Raw genomic sequence first — 16,008 nt, forward strand, 5'->3', positions numbered from 1 at the left:
TTCGGTATTTAAGCTTTAAATTTGCAAAATCAATAATACAGAAATGACAAAACACAAAGCCGGATTCGTAAACATCATAGGAAACCCAAACGTAGGCAAAAGCACCCTGATGAATGCTTTTGTGGGCGAACGACTTTCAATAATCACTTCCAAAGCACAAACCACACGTCACCGTATTTTGGGAATTGTGAATGGCGACGATTTTCAAGTTCTTTTAAGCGATACACCTGGAATTATTAAACCAGCTTATCAGTTACAGGAAAGTATGATGGATTTTGTGAAATCTGCTTTTGAGGATGCTGATATTTTGTTGTATCTGGTTGAATTGGGCGAAAAGGAATTGAAGGATGAAGCGTTTTTCAATAAAATAACCAATTCCAAGATTCCAGTCTTACTTCTCATAAATAAAATTGATATAGGCAATGAAGGCTTGCTTTCCGAAGCGCTTAAACTTTGGCAGGAAAAAGTTCCGAATGCTGAAATTTTCGCTATTTCTGCGCTTAAAAATTTTGGAGTGCCCGAAGTTTTCAATCGAATTATAGAATTGCTTCCAGAGTCGCCAGCGTTTTATCCTAAAGACCAACTGACCGATAAACCCGAACGGTTTTTTGTGAACGAAGCCATTCGCGAAAAAATATTGATTCACTATAAAAAAGAAATTCCTTATTCCGTAGAAATTGATACTGAGGAATTTTTTGAAGATGAAACCATCATCCGCATCCGCAGTGTGATTATGGTGGAGCGTGAAACCCAAAAAGGAATTATTATTGGACACAAAGGTTCTGCCTTAAAACGAGTCGGCACCGAAGCCCGAAAGGATTTGGAAAAATTCTTCGGAAAGCAAATCCACCTAGAACTTTATGTAAAAGTCAACAAAAATTGGCGTAGTGACGAACGGCAGTTGCGTAGGTTTGGGTACAACAATAAAAAATGATTTATTTTATTCTCTTTATTGGCTTAGTGTCTTTTTCGGTTTACGCATTCATTCAAAATAAAAAACGTCCCATACAGCCTTTCCCCGAACATTGGAAAGAACTTTTAAATGAACATGTTCACTTTTACAGGGAACTTTCCATTGCCGAAAAGGAAACGTTCCGCCAGCGAATGATGCTTTTTTTAAGTGAAGTATATATTGAAGCTGTTGACACGGAAATAGAAGATTTAGATAAAGTGCTTATTGCCGCCAGTGCGGTCATTCCCGTTTTCGGATTCAAGGAATGGCATTATAATAATCTTTCGGGCATCATAATTTATCCTAATAATTTTAATGGTGACCTAGAGTTTGAAAATAATGGTGAAAAGCGAATTATTGCTGGTCTTGTAGGTTCTGGAAGATTCGAAAAACAAATGATTCTTTCAAGAAAAGCCCTTCATCACGGTTTCGAAAACGATACAGATAAAGGAAATACTCCCGTACATGAATTTGTCCATCTGATAGATAAAATGGACGGTGAGGCTGATGGGGTCCCAGAACAGCTTTTGCAACGACAATATATTACACCCTGGCTAAAATTGATGCACGAAGAAATGGAAGCCATCAATGAAAATAAATCAGACATCCGAAAATACGGTGGTACCAGTGAAGTTGAATTCTTAGCGGTAGCCTCGGAATACTTTTTTGAGCGCCCAAATCTTTTCAGAAAAAAACATCTGGAACTCTATGAAATGCTCGAAAGATGTTTTCAGCAAAACCCAGCTAATAGAAAGAGAAATAGTAAACCCTAAAATGGAGGCACTTAACTTAAAACTGATGGTTTTCAACCAATTGTTTCCATCATAAAATCATAAAGTTCCCGCATTCCGGGCTTTCCTTTTTTCTTTCCAATTCTTCCAGCTATATAAAGTAATATCCATAGTATTACCAAAACAACGGCTATGCTAATTTGTAGAGCGATAGCATTTCCCATAGTGTAATTTGAGTACAGCCAAGTTAAATCAACCATAAAAAGGATTCCCACAGCCACATGGAGGAACATAAACATAGTCCAAACCGTGGGGTTCGGACCAAAAAAGCCGTGAAGCGCGCATTTGTTTTCAGAAATTTTCGATATTTCTAAATGCAAATGTGGAGACCAAAAGTGTTGTTGGTTATTCGGAAGTTTTATAAAAATATGATCGTCAACGCAAGAAACAATATATTTAACCTGGTCTTTTTTAACTTTTGCGAAAAGTGCTGTAACTTGGTTGCAACTTTTGTCTAGTTCCATTTGGAAACGTGGACGTAATACAATTTCATTGGGAAGCATTCTTTACTTATTTAATTTTTAAGCGGTTAAAATAGTATTTTTTCTCCCAACTAAAAGCTATTTTTGCACCCTAAAATTAAGATTATGAGCATTGTTGCCGTTGTAGGAAGACCAAATGTAGGGAAATCCACTTTTTTCAATAGATTGATTCAACGCAGAGAAGCCATTGTTGATGCAGTGAGCGGCGTTACTCGTGACCGTCATTACGGAAAAAGTGATTGGAATGGAAAGGAATTTTCGTTGATAGACACTGGAGGTTATGTGAAGGGAAGTGACGATATTTTTGAAGCAGAAATAGACAAACAAGTAGAACTTGCCATTGACGAAGCCGATGCAATAATCTTTATGGTTGACGTGGAAAGTGGCGTTACTGGAATGGACCAAGAAGTTGCAAAACTGCTTCGCCGTTCAAAGAAACCAATTTTTTTGGCAATCAATAAGGTAGATGGAGCCTCTCGAATGAACGCCGCAATGGAGTTTTATTCCTTGGGCTTTGATCAACAATACAATCTTTCAAGTATCAACGGTAGCGGAACAGGTGAATTGCTTGACGATTTGGTAAAAGCATTGCCTGATCGCGAAGAAGAAGACAATAGCGAGTTGCCACGATTTGCAGTTGTGGGTCGTCCAAACGCTGGAAAATCTTCATTCATCAATGCCTTAATTGGTAAAGATCGTTATATCGTTACAGATATTGCAGGCACTACGCGTGATAGTATTGATACAAAATATGACCGTTTTGGGTTTGAGTTCAATTTGGTTGATACCGCCGGAATTCGCAAAAAAAGTAAAGTAAAGGAAGATCTGGAATTCTATTCGGTAATGCGAAGCGTTCGCGCCATTGAGCATTGCGATGTAATCATTCTCGTTTTTGATGCCACTCGTGGTTTTGACGGGCAGGTTGAAAACATTTTCTGGCTTGCACAGCGCAACAACAAAGGAATTGTAATTATTGCCAACAAATGGGATTTGGTGGAAGATAAAGACACCAGCAGTGTGAAGGATTATGAAAAATACATCCGCCAACAATGTGAGCCTTTTGTAGATGTGCCTATTGTTTTTGTTTCAGTATTAACAAAACAACGTATTTATAAAGCAATTGAAACTGCTGTTGAAGTTTACCAAAACCGAAGCAAAAAAGTTAAGACTAGTGAACTGAACGATGTGATGCTTCCAATAATTCAAGCCTATCCACCACCAGCTTACAAAGCGAAATACGTAAAAATAAAATTCTGTACGCAATTGCCAACGCCTTATCCTAGTTTTGCATTCTTCTGTAACTTACCGCAGTATGTAAAAGATCCATACAAGCGTTTTATAGAAAACAAACTGCGTGAAAACTTTGACTTTACGGGGGTTCCAATCACGGTTTATTTTAGGAAGAAGTAATCTCAGTAGGTATTTAGTCTTCCCACTTTTATAAATATATTCCAAGTTGCGAGTTTGGTAGCTTTGGGCTTATGCCAAAAATTTTGAAGATGGTTTTCAATTTCCAGTAAAGGATTTACTTCGTTTTTGTCTTTATATCTTTGAGTGGCGGACCAACTTAAAAGTAAGCCTTTTAAATCTTCAAGTGTAATTTTCTTTTGAAATTTGAAAGAAGGGGTTTCTATTTCTTTAAAAGGAAATGGAATCGTTTTGTATTCTTCGGAAACGAATTGATTTTCTCTTTGCCAAAACTCGCTCACAATGTTATCGTGAAAGTGAAGAACTATTTTGTCTATTTCTGGGGAAATTTTCGGCAAACTGTAAGTCCAAACAGCGATGATTCCTTCCGGCTTCAATACCCGATTTACTTCAGCATAAAATTTTTCAAAATCAAACCAATGCAAGGCTTGCGCCACAGTAATTAAATCTACAGAATGATTATTCAAGCTGCTACTTTCGGCTTTTTCAATTTTATAAGTGATTTTTGGATGTGAAACTGCATTTAAAATTTGTTGTTCACTGGGGTCTGTGGCATATACCTTTTCAAAATAATTCGCCAAACCTACAGCAGATTGGCCATTGCCCGTGGCACAATCCCAAGCTAAATTGTGATCAATGCAAATTTTACTTAGATATTCAAACAATTCCTTTGGATAGGACGGTCTGTATTTTTGATAAGCATTTGATTGTTTTGAAAAATTGTCTTTAAAATTTTCCATGTTTTTATTTTTTTGAGCTTCCTCCCTTTGAAAGGAGGGTTGGGGAGGGATGTGTTTTACCAACCACCTGAAGCGCCACCGCCGCCAAAGCCACCACCGCCGAAACCGCCGCCAAAGCCGCCACCACTTCCGCCAAAGCTACCGCCTCCGCCGCCAAAACCCCCGCGGCCAAGGCTGCTGAGAACAATAATGTCAAGAAGGCTTCCACCGCCGCCACCTTTTCCGCCTTTGCCACCTTTACGGATAAGAGCAAGAATAATAATGATAAAAACGAAAATGATAAAAAATGGAAACTTCCCACTATCTTTTTTTCCAAAATCGCGATCTTCTTTGAATTCGCCCTTCAACGCAGCAAAAATTGCATCGCTGCCTTTGTCAAGACCAGCGTAGTAATTTTCGTTTTTAAACTCTGGAATCATTATACGATTTATGATGCGTTCAGACATTAAATCTGTAATCCGATATTCAATACCGTAGCCCGTATTTATATCTACTTTTCGGTCATCTTTTGCGAGAGTGATTACGATTCCGTTACCTTCGCCTTTTTGGCCGATGCCCCATTTCTGGCCCCATTCCGCACCCAGCATAGATATATCTTCTCCATTTGTGGAACCAATGATAATACAAACTATCTGCGTGGATGTGGAATCTGCATAGCGAATTAACTTGTTTTCCAATTCAGTTTTCTGAGAAGGGGTAAGCAGATTTACATAATCATATAGTGACGTCTGAACCGAAGGAATCGGAGGAATTTCATATTGTGCCGAAACACTTTCAGAAAAAAATGCAATGGCGATTAAAACAAATAGTATTTTATATTTCTGAAGAAATAGTCTCATTATTTTTTTTTACTGAACACTGAACACTGAATACTGGCCACTGACCCCTGAATCACCCCACCGAAATTTCGTCCGGTAGTTCATTCTTGTCATCTTTTTTATAAGGAAAATGTTTTTTCAACTGTTCGCCAGCCTTTAGAATTCCTTCCACCAAACCTTGCTTTATATCACCATTTTTGAAATGGTTGATGATAATATCTTTGGTGCTTTCCCAAAAATTTTGCCCCACAATGTCGTTAATGCCTTTGTCGCCCATTATTACCAGCGTTCTATCCTGTACAGCAACATAAATAAGCACACCGTTGCTTTCTTTGGTGTTATCCATATTTAGCATATCAAACACTTCCACAGCACGGTCAAAGGCATCAATGTGCTCATTTGGTTCTTCTGCGGAAATGGAAGTGGGCTCCAAATGCACTCGAATTTCACCAGAAGTGTTTTTTTCAGCAATACGAATAGCTTCAACAATAGCGGCTTCTTCTTCCGAAGTAAGAAAATCTTCAACCTTTGACATTATTTTTTATCTTTTCCGAAGTCAAATTCTACTTTTGGTGCGTTTTCACTACCTGCATCGGCTTTGAAATACGGTTTTTCGTGGAAGCCCAACATTCCTGCAAACATCTTAGTAGGAAATTGATTTAGTTTAGTATTCAATTCCTTGGCGGAACCATTAAACCTGTTGCGTTCTACATTGATACGGTTTTCGGTACGTTCCAGTTCGTTTATCAATTCTTTGAAATTTTCGTTAGCCTTTAAGTCTGGATATCTTTCAAAAACAGCCAATAATCGCGAAAGGGCAGAGGTAACACCAGCTTGGGCTTCTTGGTACTGTGTCAATTGTTCGGGAGTAATGTTAGTAGGGTCAATAGTGACAGACGTTGCTTTGCTTCTGGCTTCTGTAACGGCTATTAAAGTTGACTGTTCAAATTCAGCATAGCCTTTTGCAGTGCTTACTATGTTAGGAATAAGATCTGCGCGACGTTGATAGGAACTTTCCACATTCGCCCATTGTGCTGTTGCATTTTGGTCCAGTACAACCAATTTATTGTTTAGGCTTGCCATATAAGCGCCAATAAGAAGGATAAGTCCAAGAATAATAATAATGGGTAACCATTTTTTCATGATAAGTTTGTTTTAGAGTTGTTCTTTGATTTTTATAAGTTCTGCTTTTACCGATTCCAATTTTCGTATAATCTCAAATTGGTCCAGGGTTTTTTGTTTGTTTTCCTTTAAATGGATTTTTGCGCCTTCCAGTGTAAACCCTCGCTCTTTAACCAAATGATAAATGAGTTCTAGGTTTTTAATGTCTTGTGGAGTGAACTTGCGATTGCCTTTGGCGTTCTTTTTTGGTTTCAATGCATCAAATTCCTTCTCCCAAAAACGAATAAGCGATGTATTCACACCGAAAGCCTCGGCTACTTCGCCAATATTGTAGTATAATCTTTCGGGTAGGTCTATGTGCATTTATTTAGTTATAGTTTTAATTTTGCTTACAGCTTACAGCTTACAGCTTACAGCTTACAGCTTACAGCTTACAGCTTACAGCTTACAGCTTACAGCTTACAGCTTACAGCTTACAGCTTACAGCCATTAATCAAGCGATTGATTTTCCTCCTGTGATTTTTTCAGCACCTGAGCAAATTCTTCCGCAGTTAAACTTCCATAGTAAAAATTTATAGGGTTGATGCGTTCGCCATCTTTAAAAACTTCATAATGGCAATGTGGCGCTTCACTTCTTCCAGTGCTTCCCACAAATCCTATTATATCGCCGCGTTGCACTTTTTGTCCGTTGCGAACATTGTATTTATACAAATGCCCATAAAGACTTTCATAGCCATAACCGTGGTCAATTACAACGTGGTTTCCGTAGCCTGTTGCCGTATTATCGGCACGTGTAACTTTACCATCTCCAGTAGCATATACTGGAGTTCCGCGGGGTGCGGTAAAATCCATTCCGTAATGGAACTTTCGCGCTTTTGTAAAAGGATCATTTCGGTAGCCATAACCCGAAGCCATTCGCGTAAGATCTTCGTTTTTAACCGGCTGAATTGCTGGAATTGCCGCCAAGAGCTTTTCTTTTTCTTCCGCTAACTTAGCAATTTCGTCCAACGATTTTGACTGCACGACAATTTGTTTCGTCAAAATATCCAAATTCCGAGTGGTATTTATAATCAATTTTGAATTGTCAAAACCTTCCAAATCCTTGTAACGGTTTATCCCTCCAAAACCTGCTTTACGTTGTTCGTCAGGAATTGGGTTGCTTTCAAAATATACGCGGTATAGGTTGTTGTCTCTATCTTCTACTTCACCAAGCACGGCTTGTGCTTGATTCATCTTTTTATTTAAAAGTTCAAACTGAAGCTCCATATTGTTCAGCTCCCGCTGCAACGCCAGCTCCTTTGGGGTTTGCACTGACGGAAGATTTATATAAATCAAAAGCAACAGAAAGCCACTCAGAAACATACCCAACAGACTCAGGGCGAAAATCTTCAGTTTTCTCCCTTTCTTCTTTTCTATTTTTCGATACGAAAGCGTTTCGCTATCGTAGTAATATTTAACCTTAGACATGCATTAAAAAATTGCTATTTTTGCGCTTTGCTTTTTTGCGCGAAGTAAAGATAACGATTTTACAAATATAGAAATTGTTTACCACTGCGCCCAACCCTTAATTTTAGCATAACTTTATAAGAAATGAAACATCCATTCTTAAATCTCGAGCTTGCAGACGAATGTCTGTTAAGGATGTTCCATATTACCTTTGAAAATAAATAATATCGAAACATGAAGTCTAAGGAAATACGTTCCCAATTTTTAGAATTTTTTAAGTCGAAACAACACCTTATTGTTTCATCGGCACCCATGGTCGTAAAAAACGACCCAACGCTGATGTTTATCAACAGTGGGATGGCGCCGTTCAAGGAATATTTCTTGGGAAATGGAAAGCCAAAAAGCAACCGTATTGCCGATACACAGAAATGTCTTCGCGTTAGCGGAAAGCATAACGATTTGGAAGAAGTAGGAATGGACACTTACCATCACACCATGTTCGAAATGTTGGGAAACTGGAGTTTTGGAGACAGCGACCACCGAAGCTCTGATAAGAGCGTAGGAGGTTATTTCAAGAAAGAAGCAATAGAATGGGCGTGGGAACTTTTGACCGAAGTTTTAAAAATCGATAAAGAAATTCTTTACGTAACCATTTTTGAAGGCGATGAAAGTGAAGGTTTGGAGCGCGATACCGAAGCATACAACCTTTGGAAACAGTTTGTGCCAGAACACCGTATTTTAAACGGAAACAAAAAAGACAACTTTTGGGAAATGGGCGATCAAGGCCCTTGTGGCCCGTGCAGTGAAATACACGTAGATATTCGCTCCGCGGAAGAAAAAGCCAAGATTCCAGGAAAAGATTTGGTAAACAACGACCATCCGCAGGTAGTGGAAATCTGGAATTTGGTTTTTATGCAGTTCAACCGAAAAGCCAATGGCAGTCTCGAAAAATTACCCGCACAACACGTTGATACAGGAATGGGTTTTGAACGTTTGTGCATGGTTTTGCAAAACAAACAGAGTAACTATGACACTGACGTTTTCACACCGCTCATTCGTGAAATAGAAGCAATAACAAATTCAAAATACGGCAAAGACGAGAAAAAAGACATTGCAACCCGCGTGATTGCAGACCACGTTCGTGCCGTTGCATTTTCCATTGCCGATGGTCAATTGCCAAGCAATACAGGCGCTGGTTACGTAATAAGAAGAATTTTAAGAAGAGCAATCCGCTACGGTTTTACGTTTCTGGACAAAAAGGAACCTTTCATTTATAAATTAATTGAAACGCTGAGCGCGCAAATGGGTGAAGCTTTCCCTGAATTAATTATTGAAAAGAATTTAATCACAAATGTTATTCGCGAAGAGGAAAATTCTTTTTTACGAACGCTTGATCAAGGTTTGGTTTTGCTCGAAAACATTATTGAAAATGCAGATTCGAAAGAAATTTCAGGTAAAAAAGCATTTGAATTGTATGACACCTTCGGCTTCCCGATAGATTTAACAGCATTGATTCTTCGCGAACGCGGTTACTCTTTAAACGAGAAAGAGTTTGATACAGAACTTCAGCAACAAAAAGAACGTTCCCGCGCCGCAACGAAAGTGGAAACAGGAGATTGGGTTGTTTTGGAAAAAGATGATGTAGAAGAATTTGTGGGTTACGATACCCTGGAAACCCAAGTGAAAATTACCCGTTACCGAAAAGTAGACAGTAAAAAAGACGGCGAAATGTACCAGCTCGTTTTCAACTTGACGCCTTTTTATCCCGAAGGCGGAGGCCAAGTAGGCGATAAAGGCTATTTAAAAGCTGCAGATGGTGGTATAATTTATATTGTTGATACCAAAAAGGAAAATAATCTCATTATACATTTCACGAAAACACTGCCGCGTAATCCCGAAGCTACTTTTATGGCTGTTGTTGACGAAAAACAACGAAATCGCACCGCAGCAAACCACACCGCAACGCACTTGCTTCACCAAGGATTGCGAAATATTCTAGGAACACATGTTGCTCAAAAAGGAAGTATGGTACATAGTCGAAACCTGCGTTTCGATTTTTCACATTTCGCAAAAGTTACGGATGAAGAATTGAAGCAGGTGGAGGATTTTGTAAACGCAAGAATCCGCGAGGGAATTGCTTTGGAAGAACGAAGAAATATTCCGTATCAGCAAGCTATTGACGAAGGTGCTATTGCGCTTTTTGGTGAAAAATATGGTGATGCCGTTCGTGCCATAAAATTTGGAAAATCCATGGAACTTTGTGGTGGAACACACGTTCCGAATACAAATACTATTTGGCATTTTATAATCACTTCCGAAGGTGCGGTTGCTTCCGGAATTAGAAGAATTGAAGCCATCACCGGCGATGCTGCAAAACAATATTTTATTGACAGAAGTGAATCGTTTGCAACACTTCAAAAAACCCTGAACAATGCGCAAGATCCAGTGAAAGCTGTAGAAAGTTTGCAGGAAGAAAATAATAATCTTCAAAAACAGATTCAGCAATTGTTGAAGGATAAAACGAAGAATTTAAAAGGCGAATTAAAAACTGAAATAAAAGAAATCAACGGTGTAAATTTCCTTGCCAAAAGAATTGATTTGGACGCTGGCGGAATGAAGGATCTGGCTTTTGAAATGGGCGGTGAAACCGAAAATCTGTTTTTGGTTTTTGGAGCCGAACACGATGGAAAAGCACTTTTAGCCTGTTATATTTCAAAAGAATTGGCTACTGAAAAAGGACTTGATGCCGGGAAAATTATTCGTGAACTTGGAAAATACATTCAAGGCGGCGGCGGCGGACAAGCTTTCTTCGCAACAGCAGGCGGTAAAAATCCTGCGGGAATCGATGAGGCGCTTTTAGCATCAAAGCAGTACATAATATAGGCTCGCAAAGGCGCAAAGAAATTATGGAGCAAAATAATAATTTAACGGAAAACCAGATTGCTTCGATAATTGTTGATTGCTGTTATCATATTCATATTGAACTGGGGCCAGGTTTGTTGGAGTCTGTTTATGAGGAGGTATTATTTCATGAACTTACTTCTAAAAATTTAACTGTAGAAAAACAAAAACCTTTGCCCGTTATTTGGAAGAATCTAAAATTGAATTTAGGATTTCGAACAGATTTAATAGTTAACAATAAAGTTATTGTTGAAATCAAATCTTTAGAAGAGATTCATCCCGTGCACCCAAAACAAGTTTTAACCTATTTGCGACTAACGGGATTGAAATTAGGACATTTAATAAACTTCAATAGCCCGCTAATTAAATCTGGAATTACAAGAATTGTAAATAATCTTTAAATACTTTGCGTCTTTGCGTCTTTGCGAGAAAAAATAAATGAAACTTCAAACCGAAATACCACTAAAACCCGAAGAAAATCAAATAGATTATTCTTCAAAAATACTTTTGTTGGGAAGTTGTTTTTCGAAAAATATTGGTGAAAAGTTTGACTATTTTAAATTTCGGAATCTACAGAATTCGTTCGGGGTAATTTTTAATCCTATTTCTATTGAAAAGCTTATCGTTAGGGCGATTGAAAACACAGCTTTTTCGGATGAAGATATTTTTCAACACAACGAAATTTGGAAATGTTTTGAGGCTCATTCCGAACTTGCGACTTTGGATAAAACCGAATTTTTAAACAATCTGAATTCGGCTTTAAAAAATCTTCGGGAAGCGCTTTTTTCTTCAACACATATCATTTTCACTTATGGCACTTCATGGGTTTACAGACATTTGGAAAGTGGTGAAATAGTTGCTAATTGCCATAAACTTCCGCAGCAAAATTTTACGAAAGAGCTACTTTCAATAGAAACAATTTCAAAAAGTATTCAAAATATTTTTGATCGAATTTCAGAAATAAACCCTAATGCAACAATTATAAATACGGTTTCGCCAGTGCGTCATATTAAAGACGGTTTTACGGAAAATACCTTGAGTAAAGCACACCTTATTTCGGCAATTCACCACTTCAACAATCAACAATCAAGAATCGTTAATCAAAAATCCTTTTACTTTCCTTCTTTCGAAATTATGATGGACGAGTTGCGCGATTACAGATTTTACACGGAAGATATGCTTCACCCCAACAGCACCGCAATCGAAATTATTTGGGAAAAGTTTTCCAAAGTGTGGATTTCATTAAAAGCAGAAGCGCTTCAAAAGGAAATTGCTTCAATTCAAACAGGTTTAAATCACAAGCCTTTCAACCCGAAAAGCGAGGAACATCTTCAGTTTTCAGAAAAGCTTCAAAAGAAAATTGTATCAATTCAAAATAAATTCCCCCACATCAAATTCTAATTCCAAATTCTTAATTCTGCATTCATAATTAAAGAATACGTCAATTGCCCTATTGTGAGACCTTCCCGTTTGCGCCAATTTTGCTTCAACTAATAATCACGTATCCGTCGCGGCGGAACTTTAAACCCAAGCAAAATGAAAACATTCAACAAAACAATTTTAGTATTATTGGCTGTAGTAGCCATTAGTTTCACTTCTTGTAAAAAAGACGATGACGGCGGCGATGGAGGTGGTGGTCAAGCTGGCTCTGGCACAATAGCGGCCAAAGTAAACGGCTCTAGTTTTACCTCTATGGAAGTTGCGTCAAGAGCGACACAATCAACAGGCGGAGGATCAACAACTATTATCCTTCAAGGTTCAGATGCTTCTGGAAAGGGTATATTCATTACAATGAATAATTTTGACGGCGTAGGTACTTATGAATTTTCTGATTCAAATGTGTTTTTGGTGGCTACTTACGTTGAAACCAATATAAGTAACCCACAGAATTCTCAAACTTGGACTGCTCCTTACAATGGTAGCGGCGTAATAGGCCAGGTTAAAATTTCTGAAAAAACAGATACAAGCATTAAAGGAACGTTCAATTTTACAGGTAAGAATGTAAATGGTGACAATTCTTTAAAGAACATCACCGACGGATCTTTCAACCTTAATTTTTAAAAGTTAAATGCACTAAAGAAAATCTCTATGTTGAGGTTTTTACGTGGGCCGGGGGATAAACGCAAGTTTTTTCTCCGGTTTTTTTTAGAAAGTTTAAAAGTTTAGAAATTTTAAGATTACACTGAAAACTGAGCACTGAAAACTGAGCACTGTAAACTGAACACTGAACACTGACTACTAAGAATACGTCAAATGCCTTATTGATTGCCTTTTTTTTTACAAGCATCTTTGTTTAAGAAATTTAAAATGATCTACTAACCAGATTATTTCCCAAACTGCAACCGATTGAGGGACGTTTGTAGTTTTGAAACCCCATATTCAACTATGGGGTTTATTTTCTAACTTTTTTAAACCTTAGAAAAGCTAAAAATAACCACGGTAAAATGGTAAAATTAAATAAGGCAATTGCCCTATGTGGTTAAAAATGAAAATCAGTTATCTTTAGGTTTTAAAACCAATTTCAAAATATGTTTCTTCAACTTGCTTTCATATTGATTTTAATAAGCTCAATTATTGGTCTTATGGTTTGGTTTTTTAAGGAAAGATGGTTCATTGTACACTCTCACAATCAAAATCTTATGGCCTTGGAAAATGCTATTTCCAGTAATCGTTGTCAAATAAATTTTAGAAATACAAACCTTAAAAATTATGATTTCTTAAAATTTAATTTAGGTGAAGCATTGATAATCCAAAAGGAAATCCAACTATAAGTTATGAAGCGATTTCTTCTACAGCTTTTCGTTTTTTTCAGTATCACGGCTTCCTTTTCGCAAGACAAACACAACATTGATTCCATAAACAAACTCTATGTTCAAGGACTTAATATTCCGCAGGATTCCATAGTTTCTTTATTTCAGAAAAATTTAAAAGACGCCGAAAAAATCTCATACGAGCTTGGCATGGCCGACGCCTATTCTCAACTCAGCTTGGTTTATGGCTATCAAGGGAAATATGAGGAAAGTGCTAAAAGTTCAATTGAAGGAATAAAAATCTATGAAAGATTGAACAAATTGGACAGGGTAGCAGATTACTACGCTGAAATGGGTTACAGCATGAAATACCGCGATTTAAAGCAAGCGCTTTATTATATGCAAAAGGGAAAAGCCGTTGCAGAAGCAAATAATTTTGAGAAAGAATTAAAAGATATTTATAACAATTACGGGGTCTTAAAAGAAATTAACCAAGAGTTGGACAGCGCACTTTATTATTATAATCGAGGTTTAGAAATTAAACTAAAGATTAATGATACCATTGGCATTCCGTATAGTTGGAGCAATATAGCTGGAGTTTATGGTTTGCAGGAAAATTATTCAAAGTCTAGGGAATATTTCAATAAATCACTTCAGCAAAGATTGGTTTGGGCAGATTCGTTGGGAATTGCAGAAAATTATACCCAGTTGGGTGAGGTTTTTATGGCAGAAAAGAAATGGAACGACGCAATTCCATTAATGCATAAATCATTGCCTATTTCGCTGAAAAAACAATACCAAAACCTTACGCAGTACAACTATAAAATGCTTTCAGATATATACAAAAAACTGAATAACGCAGATTCGGCTTTGTATTATTTTGAGCAATATTCAACGGTAAAAGATAGTGTGCATAGTATAAAAGTCCAGGAAAGCATCGCTGCTCTTAATATTGAATTTGAAACCGAAAAGAAGCAGAATGAAATCCTGCAACAACGCGCTCAATTAGCAGTAAAGGATTTGGAAGTTCGCCGTAAAAACACCTTTATTTTTGGTAGTTTGGGTCTTGCTTTGGTCTTAGGATTATTGGGTTATTTGCTTTATAACCAACAAAAACTGAAAAATCGCCAACTTAAAAAAGAAGGTGAACTAAAAACAGCTTTGGCACGAATAGAAACTCAAAACAAATTGCAGGAACAGCGTTTGCGAATTTCACGCGATCTGCACGACAACATTGGGGCGCAGCTTACCTTCATCATTTCCAGCATTGACAATCTGAAATTTGGGTTTACAGACATCAGTGAAAAACTGGGCAATAAACTTAGCAATATTAGCAATTTCACCTCGCAGACCATTTATGAATTACGCGACACTATTTGGGCGATGAACAAGGAAAATATAACGTTCGAAGACCTGCAGGCGCGCATAGCCAACTTTATAGAGCACGCCAAGAATGCTTCCGATAGAATTGATTTTTCTTTTAATATAGATGAAAACGTTGATGAAACACATGTTTTTTCTTCAGTGGAAGGCATGAACATTTACCGCATTATTCAAGAGGCTGTAAACAATTCCTTGAAGTATTCCTCGGCAGATGAAATTGAGGTGAATATTTCTGAAAAAGAAAACCACTATCATATTGAAATCGCAGATAACGGTAAAGGTTTTGACCAAGATAACATTGACCCAGGCAATGGTTTGAACAATATGAAAAAACGCGCTCGTGAAATTAAGGGTACACTTCAAATAAAGTCTTCAAAAAAGGGAACTTCCATATCGCTAAAAGCGCCAAAATTCACTTCAGAAAAAATTAATTAATACGTCAATTGCCCTATTTTCTCTGTAATTCTTAATATGTATTTTTAGTATCTTTATAAACAACTAACCAACCGAAGATGCTTAAAATTGCAATAGTTGACGATAACACATTCCTCATAAATGCGATAAAGGAAAAACTTTCCTTTTTTGACGACGTTACCGTAAAGCATACTTCACTAAATGGCAGCGATCTTCTTACCAAACTTGAGGAAAAGCACAATCTCGATTTAATTTTGATGGATATTGAGATGCCCGTTCTTAATGGCATTGAAACCACGCAGATAGTAAAACAGAAATACCCGCACATCAAAATAATTATGCTCACTGCGTTTGATAACGACGAACATATTTTTAATGCCATAAAAGCTGGCGCTGATGGTTATTTGCTAAAAGAAATCAATCCAAAAGATTTATACGAAGGAATCGTTGAAACCTTAAATGGCGGTGCAGCGATGAATCCTTCCATAGCAATGAAAACATTGAAATTGCTTCGGAATCCAATCGATATTCAAAACCCTCGAGACCAAGAGGAAATTTCACTTTCCACCCGCGAAGTTGAAGTTTTGGAACAGCTCAGCAAAGGGTTGAGTTATACTGTGATTGCAGATCATCTATTTCTTTCCCCGAGTACCGTTAGAAAACACATTGAAAATATCTACAAAAAACTTCAAGTGCACAGCAAAATTGAAGCGGTTCAAAAAGCGCGAAACCACAATATTATTTAAGGTTTATCTTTTATAAAAATAGTTGTAGTTTTAGG

The 16,008-nt window shown here is 37.4% G+C and carries 16 protein-coding genes; 9 read left to right on the forward strand and 7 right to left on the reverse strand.

The window, feature by feature from the left end:
* Positions 1 to 43 precede the first annotated feature (43 nt).
* Together era and ESU54_RS09625 are read left to right on the forward strand one after the other, a co-directional pair.
* The gene (gene era / locus ESU54_RS09620; RefSeq protein WP_111844307.1) at positions 44 to 934 is read left to right on the forward strand and encodes a GTPase Era; all 891 of its coding nucleotides are present in this window, start codon (positions 44 to 46) and stop codon (positions 932 to 934) included.
* Complete coding sequence (locus ESU54_RS09625; protein ID WP_111844306.1) at positions 931 to 1,725, forward strand: M90 family metallopeptidase; 795 nt, start codon at positions 931 to 933, stop codon at positions 1,723 to 1,725. The genes era and ESU54_RS09625 overlap by 4 nt, the downstream gene beginning before the upstream one ends.
* A gap of 32 nt (positions 1,726 to 1,757) precedes the next feature.
* On the opposite strand, the gene ESU54_RS09630 is transcribed toward ESU54_RS09625, so the two are convergent.
* Positions 1,758 to 2,246 carry a GTP-binding protein gene (locus ESU54_RS09630; protein WP_111844305.1) on the reverse strand — a complete coding sequence of 163 codons (489 nt, stop codon included), beginning with the start codon at positions 2,244 to 2,246 and terminating at the stop codon, positions 1,758 to 1,760.
* An 81-nt stretch (positions 2,247 to 2,327) separates the two neighbouring features.
* Here ESU54_RS09630 and der point away from each other — a divergent pair, with 81 nt between their 5' ends.
* Positions 2,328 to 3,635 carry a ribosome biogenesis GTPase Der gene (gene der / locus ESU54_RS09635; protein ID WP_111844322.1) on the forward strand — a complete coding sequence of 436 codons (1,308 nt, stop codon included), beginning with the start codon at positions 2,328 to 2,330 and terminating at the stop codon, positions 3,633 to 3,635.
* A gap of 2 nt (positions 3,636 to 3,637) precedes the next feature.
* Here der and ESU54_RS09640 read toward each other — a convergent pair whose 3' ends face one another.
* The 6 genes from ESU54_RS09640 to ESU54_RS09665 all read right to left on the reverse strand — a co-directional run bounded on the left by ESU54_RS09640 (position 3,638) and on the right by ESU54_RS09665 (position 7,800).
* The gene (locus ESU54_RS09640; RefSeq protein WP_111844321.1) at positions 3,638 to 4,393 is read right to left on the reverse strand and encodes a class I SAM-dependent methyltransferase; all 756 of its coding nucleotides are present in this window, start codon (positions 4,391 to 4,393) and stop codon (positions 3,638 to 3,640) included.
* A 56-nt stretch (positions 4,394 to 4,449) separates the two neighbouring features.
* Positions 4,450 to 5,232 (reverse strand): TPM domain-containing protein, encoded by a 783-nt coding sequence (locus ESU54_RS09645; RefSeq protein ID WP_111844304.1) that lies wholly within the window; start codon positions 5,230 to 5,232, stop codon positions 4,450 to 4,452.
* 52 nt (positions 5,233 to 5,284) lie between these two features.
* Positions 5,285 to 5,746 carry a TPM domain-containing protein gene (locus ESU54_RS09650; protein WP_111844303.1) on the reverse strand — a complete coding sequence of 154 codons (462 nt, stop codon included), beginning with the start codon at positions 5,744 to 5,746 and terminating at the stop codon, positions 5,285 to 5,287.
* Positions 5,746 to 6,354: a LemA family protein gene (locus ESU54_RS09655; RefSeq protein WP_111844302.1), complete on the reverse strand. Its 609-nt coding sequence runs from the start codon at positions 6,352 to 6,354 to the stop codon at positions 5,746 to 5,748. The genes ESU54_RS09650 and ESU54_RS09655 overlap by 1 nt, the downstream gene beginning before the upstream one ends.
* A gap of 12 nt (positions 6,355 to 6,366) precedes the next feature.
* Positions 6,367 to 6,696: a MerR family transcriptional regulator gene (locus ESU54_RS09660; RefSeq protein WP_068762318.1), complete on the reverse strand. Its 330-nt coding sequence runs from the start codon at positions 6,694 to 6,696 to the stop codon at positions 6,367 to 6,369.
* A gap of 126 nt (positions 6,697 to 6,822) precedes the next feature.
* Complete coding sequence (locus tag ESU54_RS09665; RefSeq protein WP_111844301.1) at positions 6,823 to 7,800, reverse strand: M23 family metallopeptidase; 978 nt, start codon at positions 7,798 to 7,800, stop codon at positions 6,823 to 6,825.
* 213 nt (positions 7,801 to 8,013) lie between these two features.
* Between ESU54_RS09665 and alaS the strand changes: the two genes are divergently transcribed.
* The 6 genes from alaS (at position 8,014) to ESU54_RS09695 (ending at position 15,973) form a co-directional block, all read left to right on the forward strand.
* Positions 8,014 to 10,662 (forward strand): alanine--tRNA ligase, encoded by a 2,649-nt coding sequence (gene alaS, locus ESU54_RS09670; protein ID WP_111844300.1) that lies wholly within the window; start codon positions 8,014 to 8,016, stop codon positions 10,660 to 10,662.
* Between the two features lie 23 nt (positions 10,663 to 10,685).
* Complete coding sequence (locus tag ESU54_RS09675) at positions 10,686 to 11,081, forward strand: GxxExxY protein (RefSeq protein ID WP_111844299.1); 396 nt, start codon at positions 10,686 to 10,688, stop codon at positions 11,079 to 11,081.
* Positions 11,082 to 11,118: 37 nt separating this feature from the next.
* Positions 11,119 to 12,081 (forward strand): GSCFA domain-containing protein, encoded by a 963-nt coding sequence (locus ESU54_RS09680; protein ID WP_111844298.1) that lies wholly within the window; start codon positions 11,119 to 11,121, stop codon positions 12,079 to 12,081.
* 135 nt (positions 12,082 to 12,216) lie between these two features.
* On the forward strand, positions 12,217 to 12,741 hold the full coding sequence (locus ESU54_RS09685) for a DUF6252 family protein (RefSeq protein ID WP_111844297.1): 525 nt from the start codon (positions 12,217 to 12,219) through the stop codon (positions 12,739 to 12,741).
* A gap of 713 nt (positions 12,742 to 13,454) precedes the next feature.
* A complete protein-coding gene (locus ESU54_RS09690; RefSeq protein ID WP_235004568.1) occupies positions 13,455 to 15,248 on the forward strand; it encodes a tetratricopeptide repeat-containing sensor histidine kinase in 1,794 nt (597 codons plus the stop codon).
* 77 nt (positions 15,249 to 15,325) lie between these two features.
* The gene (locus ESU54_RS09695) at positions 15,326 to 15,973 is read left to right on the forward strand and encodes a response regulator (protein ID WP_111844294.1); all 648 of its coding nucleotides are present in this window, start codon (positions 15,326 to 15,328) and stop codon (positions 15,971 to 15,973) included.
* Positions 15,974 to 16,008: the final 35 nt, after the last annotated feature.

The sequence above is a fragment of the Aequorivita antarctica genome (assembly GCF_007997155.1).
GTDB classification, from domain to species: domain Bacteria; phylum Bacteroidota; class Bacteroidia; order Flavobacteriales; family Flavobacteriaceae; genus Aequorivita; species Aequorivita antarctica.

Excerpts from the sequence above, each read along its gene's own strand:
- ESU54_RS09695 (WP_111844294.1), top strand. The coding sequence starts at position 15,326 with ATGCTTAAAATTGCAATAGTTGACGATAACACATTCCTCATAAATGCG.
- ESU54_RS09685 (WP_111844297.1), top strand. The coding sequence starts at position 12,217 with ATGAAAACATTCAACAAAACAATTTTAGTATTATTGGCTGTAGTAGCC.
- alaS (WP_111844300.1), top strand. The coding sequence starts at position 8,014 with ATGAAGTCTAAGGAAATACGTTCCCAATTTTTAGAATTTTTTAAGTCG.
- ESU54_RS09645 (WP_111844304.1), bottom strand. The coding sequence starts at position 5,232 with ATGAGACTATTTCTTCAGAAATATAAAATACTATTTGTTTTAATCGCC.
- ESU54_RS09630 (WP_111844305.1), bottom strand. The coding sequence starts at position 2,246 with ATGCTTCCCAATGAAATTGTATTACGTCCACGTTTCCAAATGGAACTA.
- ESU54_RS09690 (WP_235004568.1), top strand. The coding sequence starts at position 13,455 with ATGAAGCGATTTCTTCTACAGCTTTTCGTTTTTTTCAGTATCACGGCT.
- ESU54_RS09680 (WP_111844298.1), top strand. The coding sequence starts at position 11,119 with ATGAAACTTCAAACCGAAATACCACTAAAACCCGAAGAAAATCAAATA.
- ESU54_RS09675 (WP_111844299.1), top strand. The coding sequence starts at position 10,686 with ATGGAGCAAAATAATAATTTAACGGAAAACCAGATTGCTTCGATAATT.
- ESU54_RS09640 (WP_111844321.1), bottom strand. The coding sequence starts at position 4,393 with ATGGAAAATTTTAAAGACAATTTTTCAAAACAATCAAATGCTTATCAA.
- ESU54_RS09625 (WP_111844306.1), top strand. The coding sequence starts at position 931 with ATGATTTATTTTATTCTCTTTATTGGCTTAGTGTCTTTTTCGGTTTAC.
- ESU54_RS09665 (WP_111844301.1), bottom strand. The coding sequence starts at position 7,800 with ATGTCTAAGGTTAAATATTACTACGATAGCGAAACGCTTTCGTATCGA.
- ESU54_RS09655 (WP_111844302.1), bottom strand. The coding sequence starts at position 6,354 with ATGAAAAAATGGTTACCCATTATTATTATTCTTGGACTTATCCTTCTT.
- ESU54_RS09650 (WP_111844303.1), bottom strand. The coding sequence starts at position 5,746 with ATGTCAAAGGTTGAAGATTTTCTTACTTCGGAAGAAGAAGCCGCTATT.
- era (WP_111844307.1), top strand. The coding sequence starts at position 44 with ATGACAAAACACAAAGCCGGATTCGTAAACATCATAGGAAACCCAAAC.
- ESU54_RS09660 (WP_068762318.1), bottom strand. The coding sequence starts at position 6,696 with ATGCACATAGACCTACCCGAAAGATTATACTACAATATTGGCGAAGTA.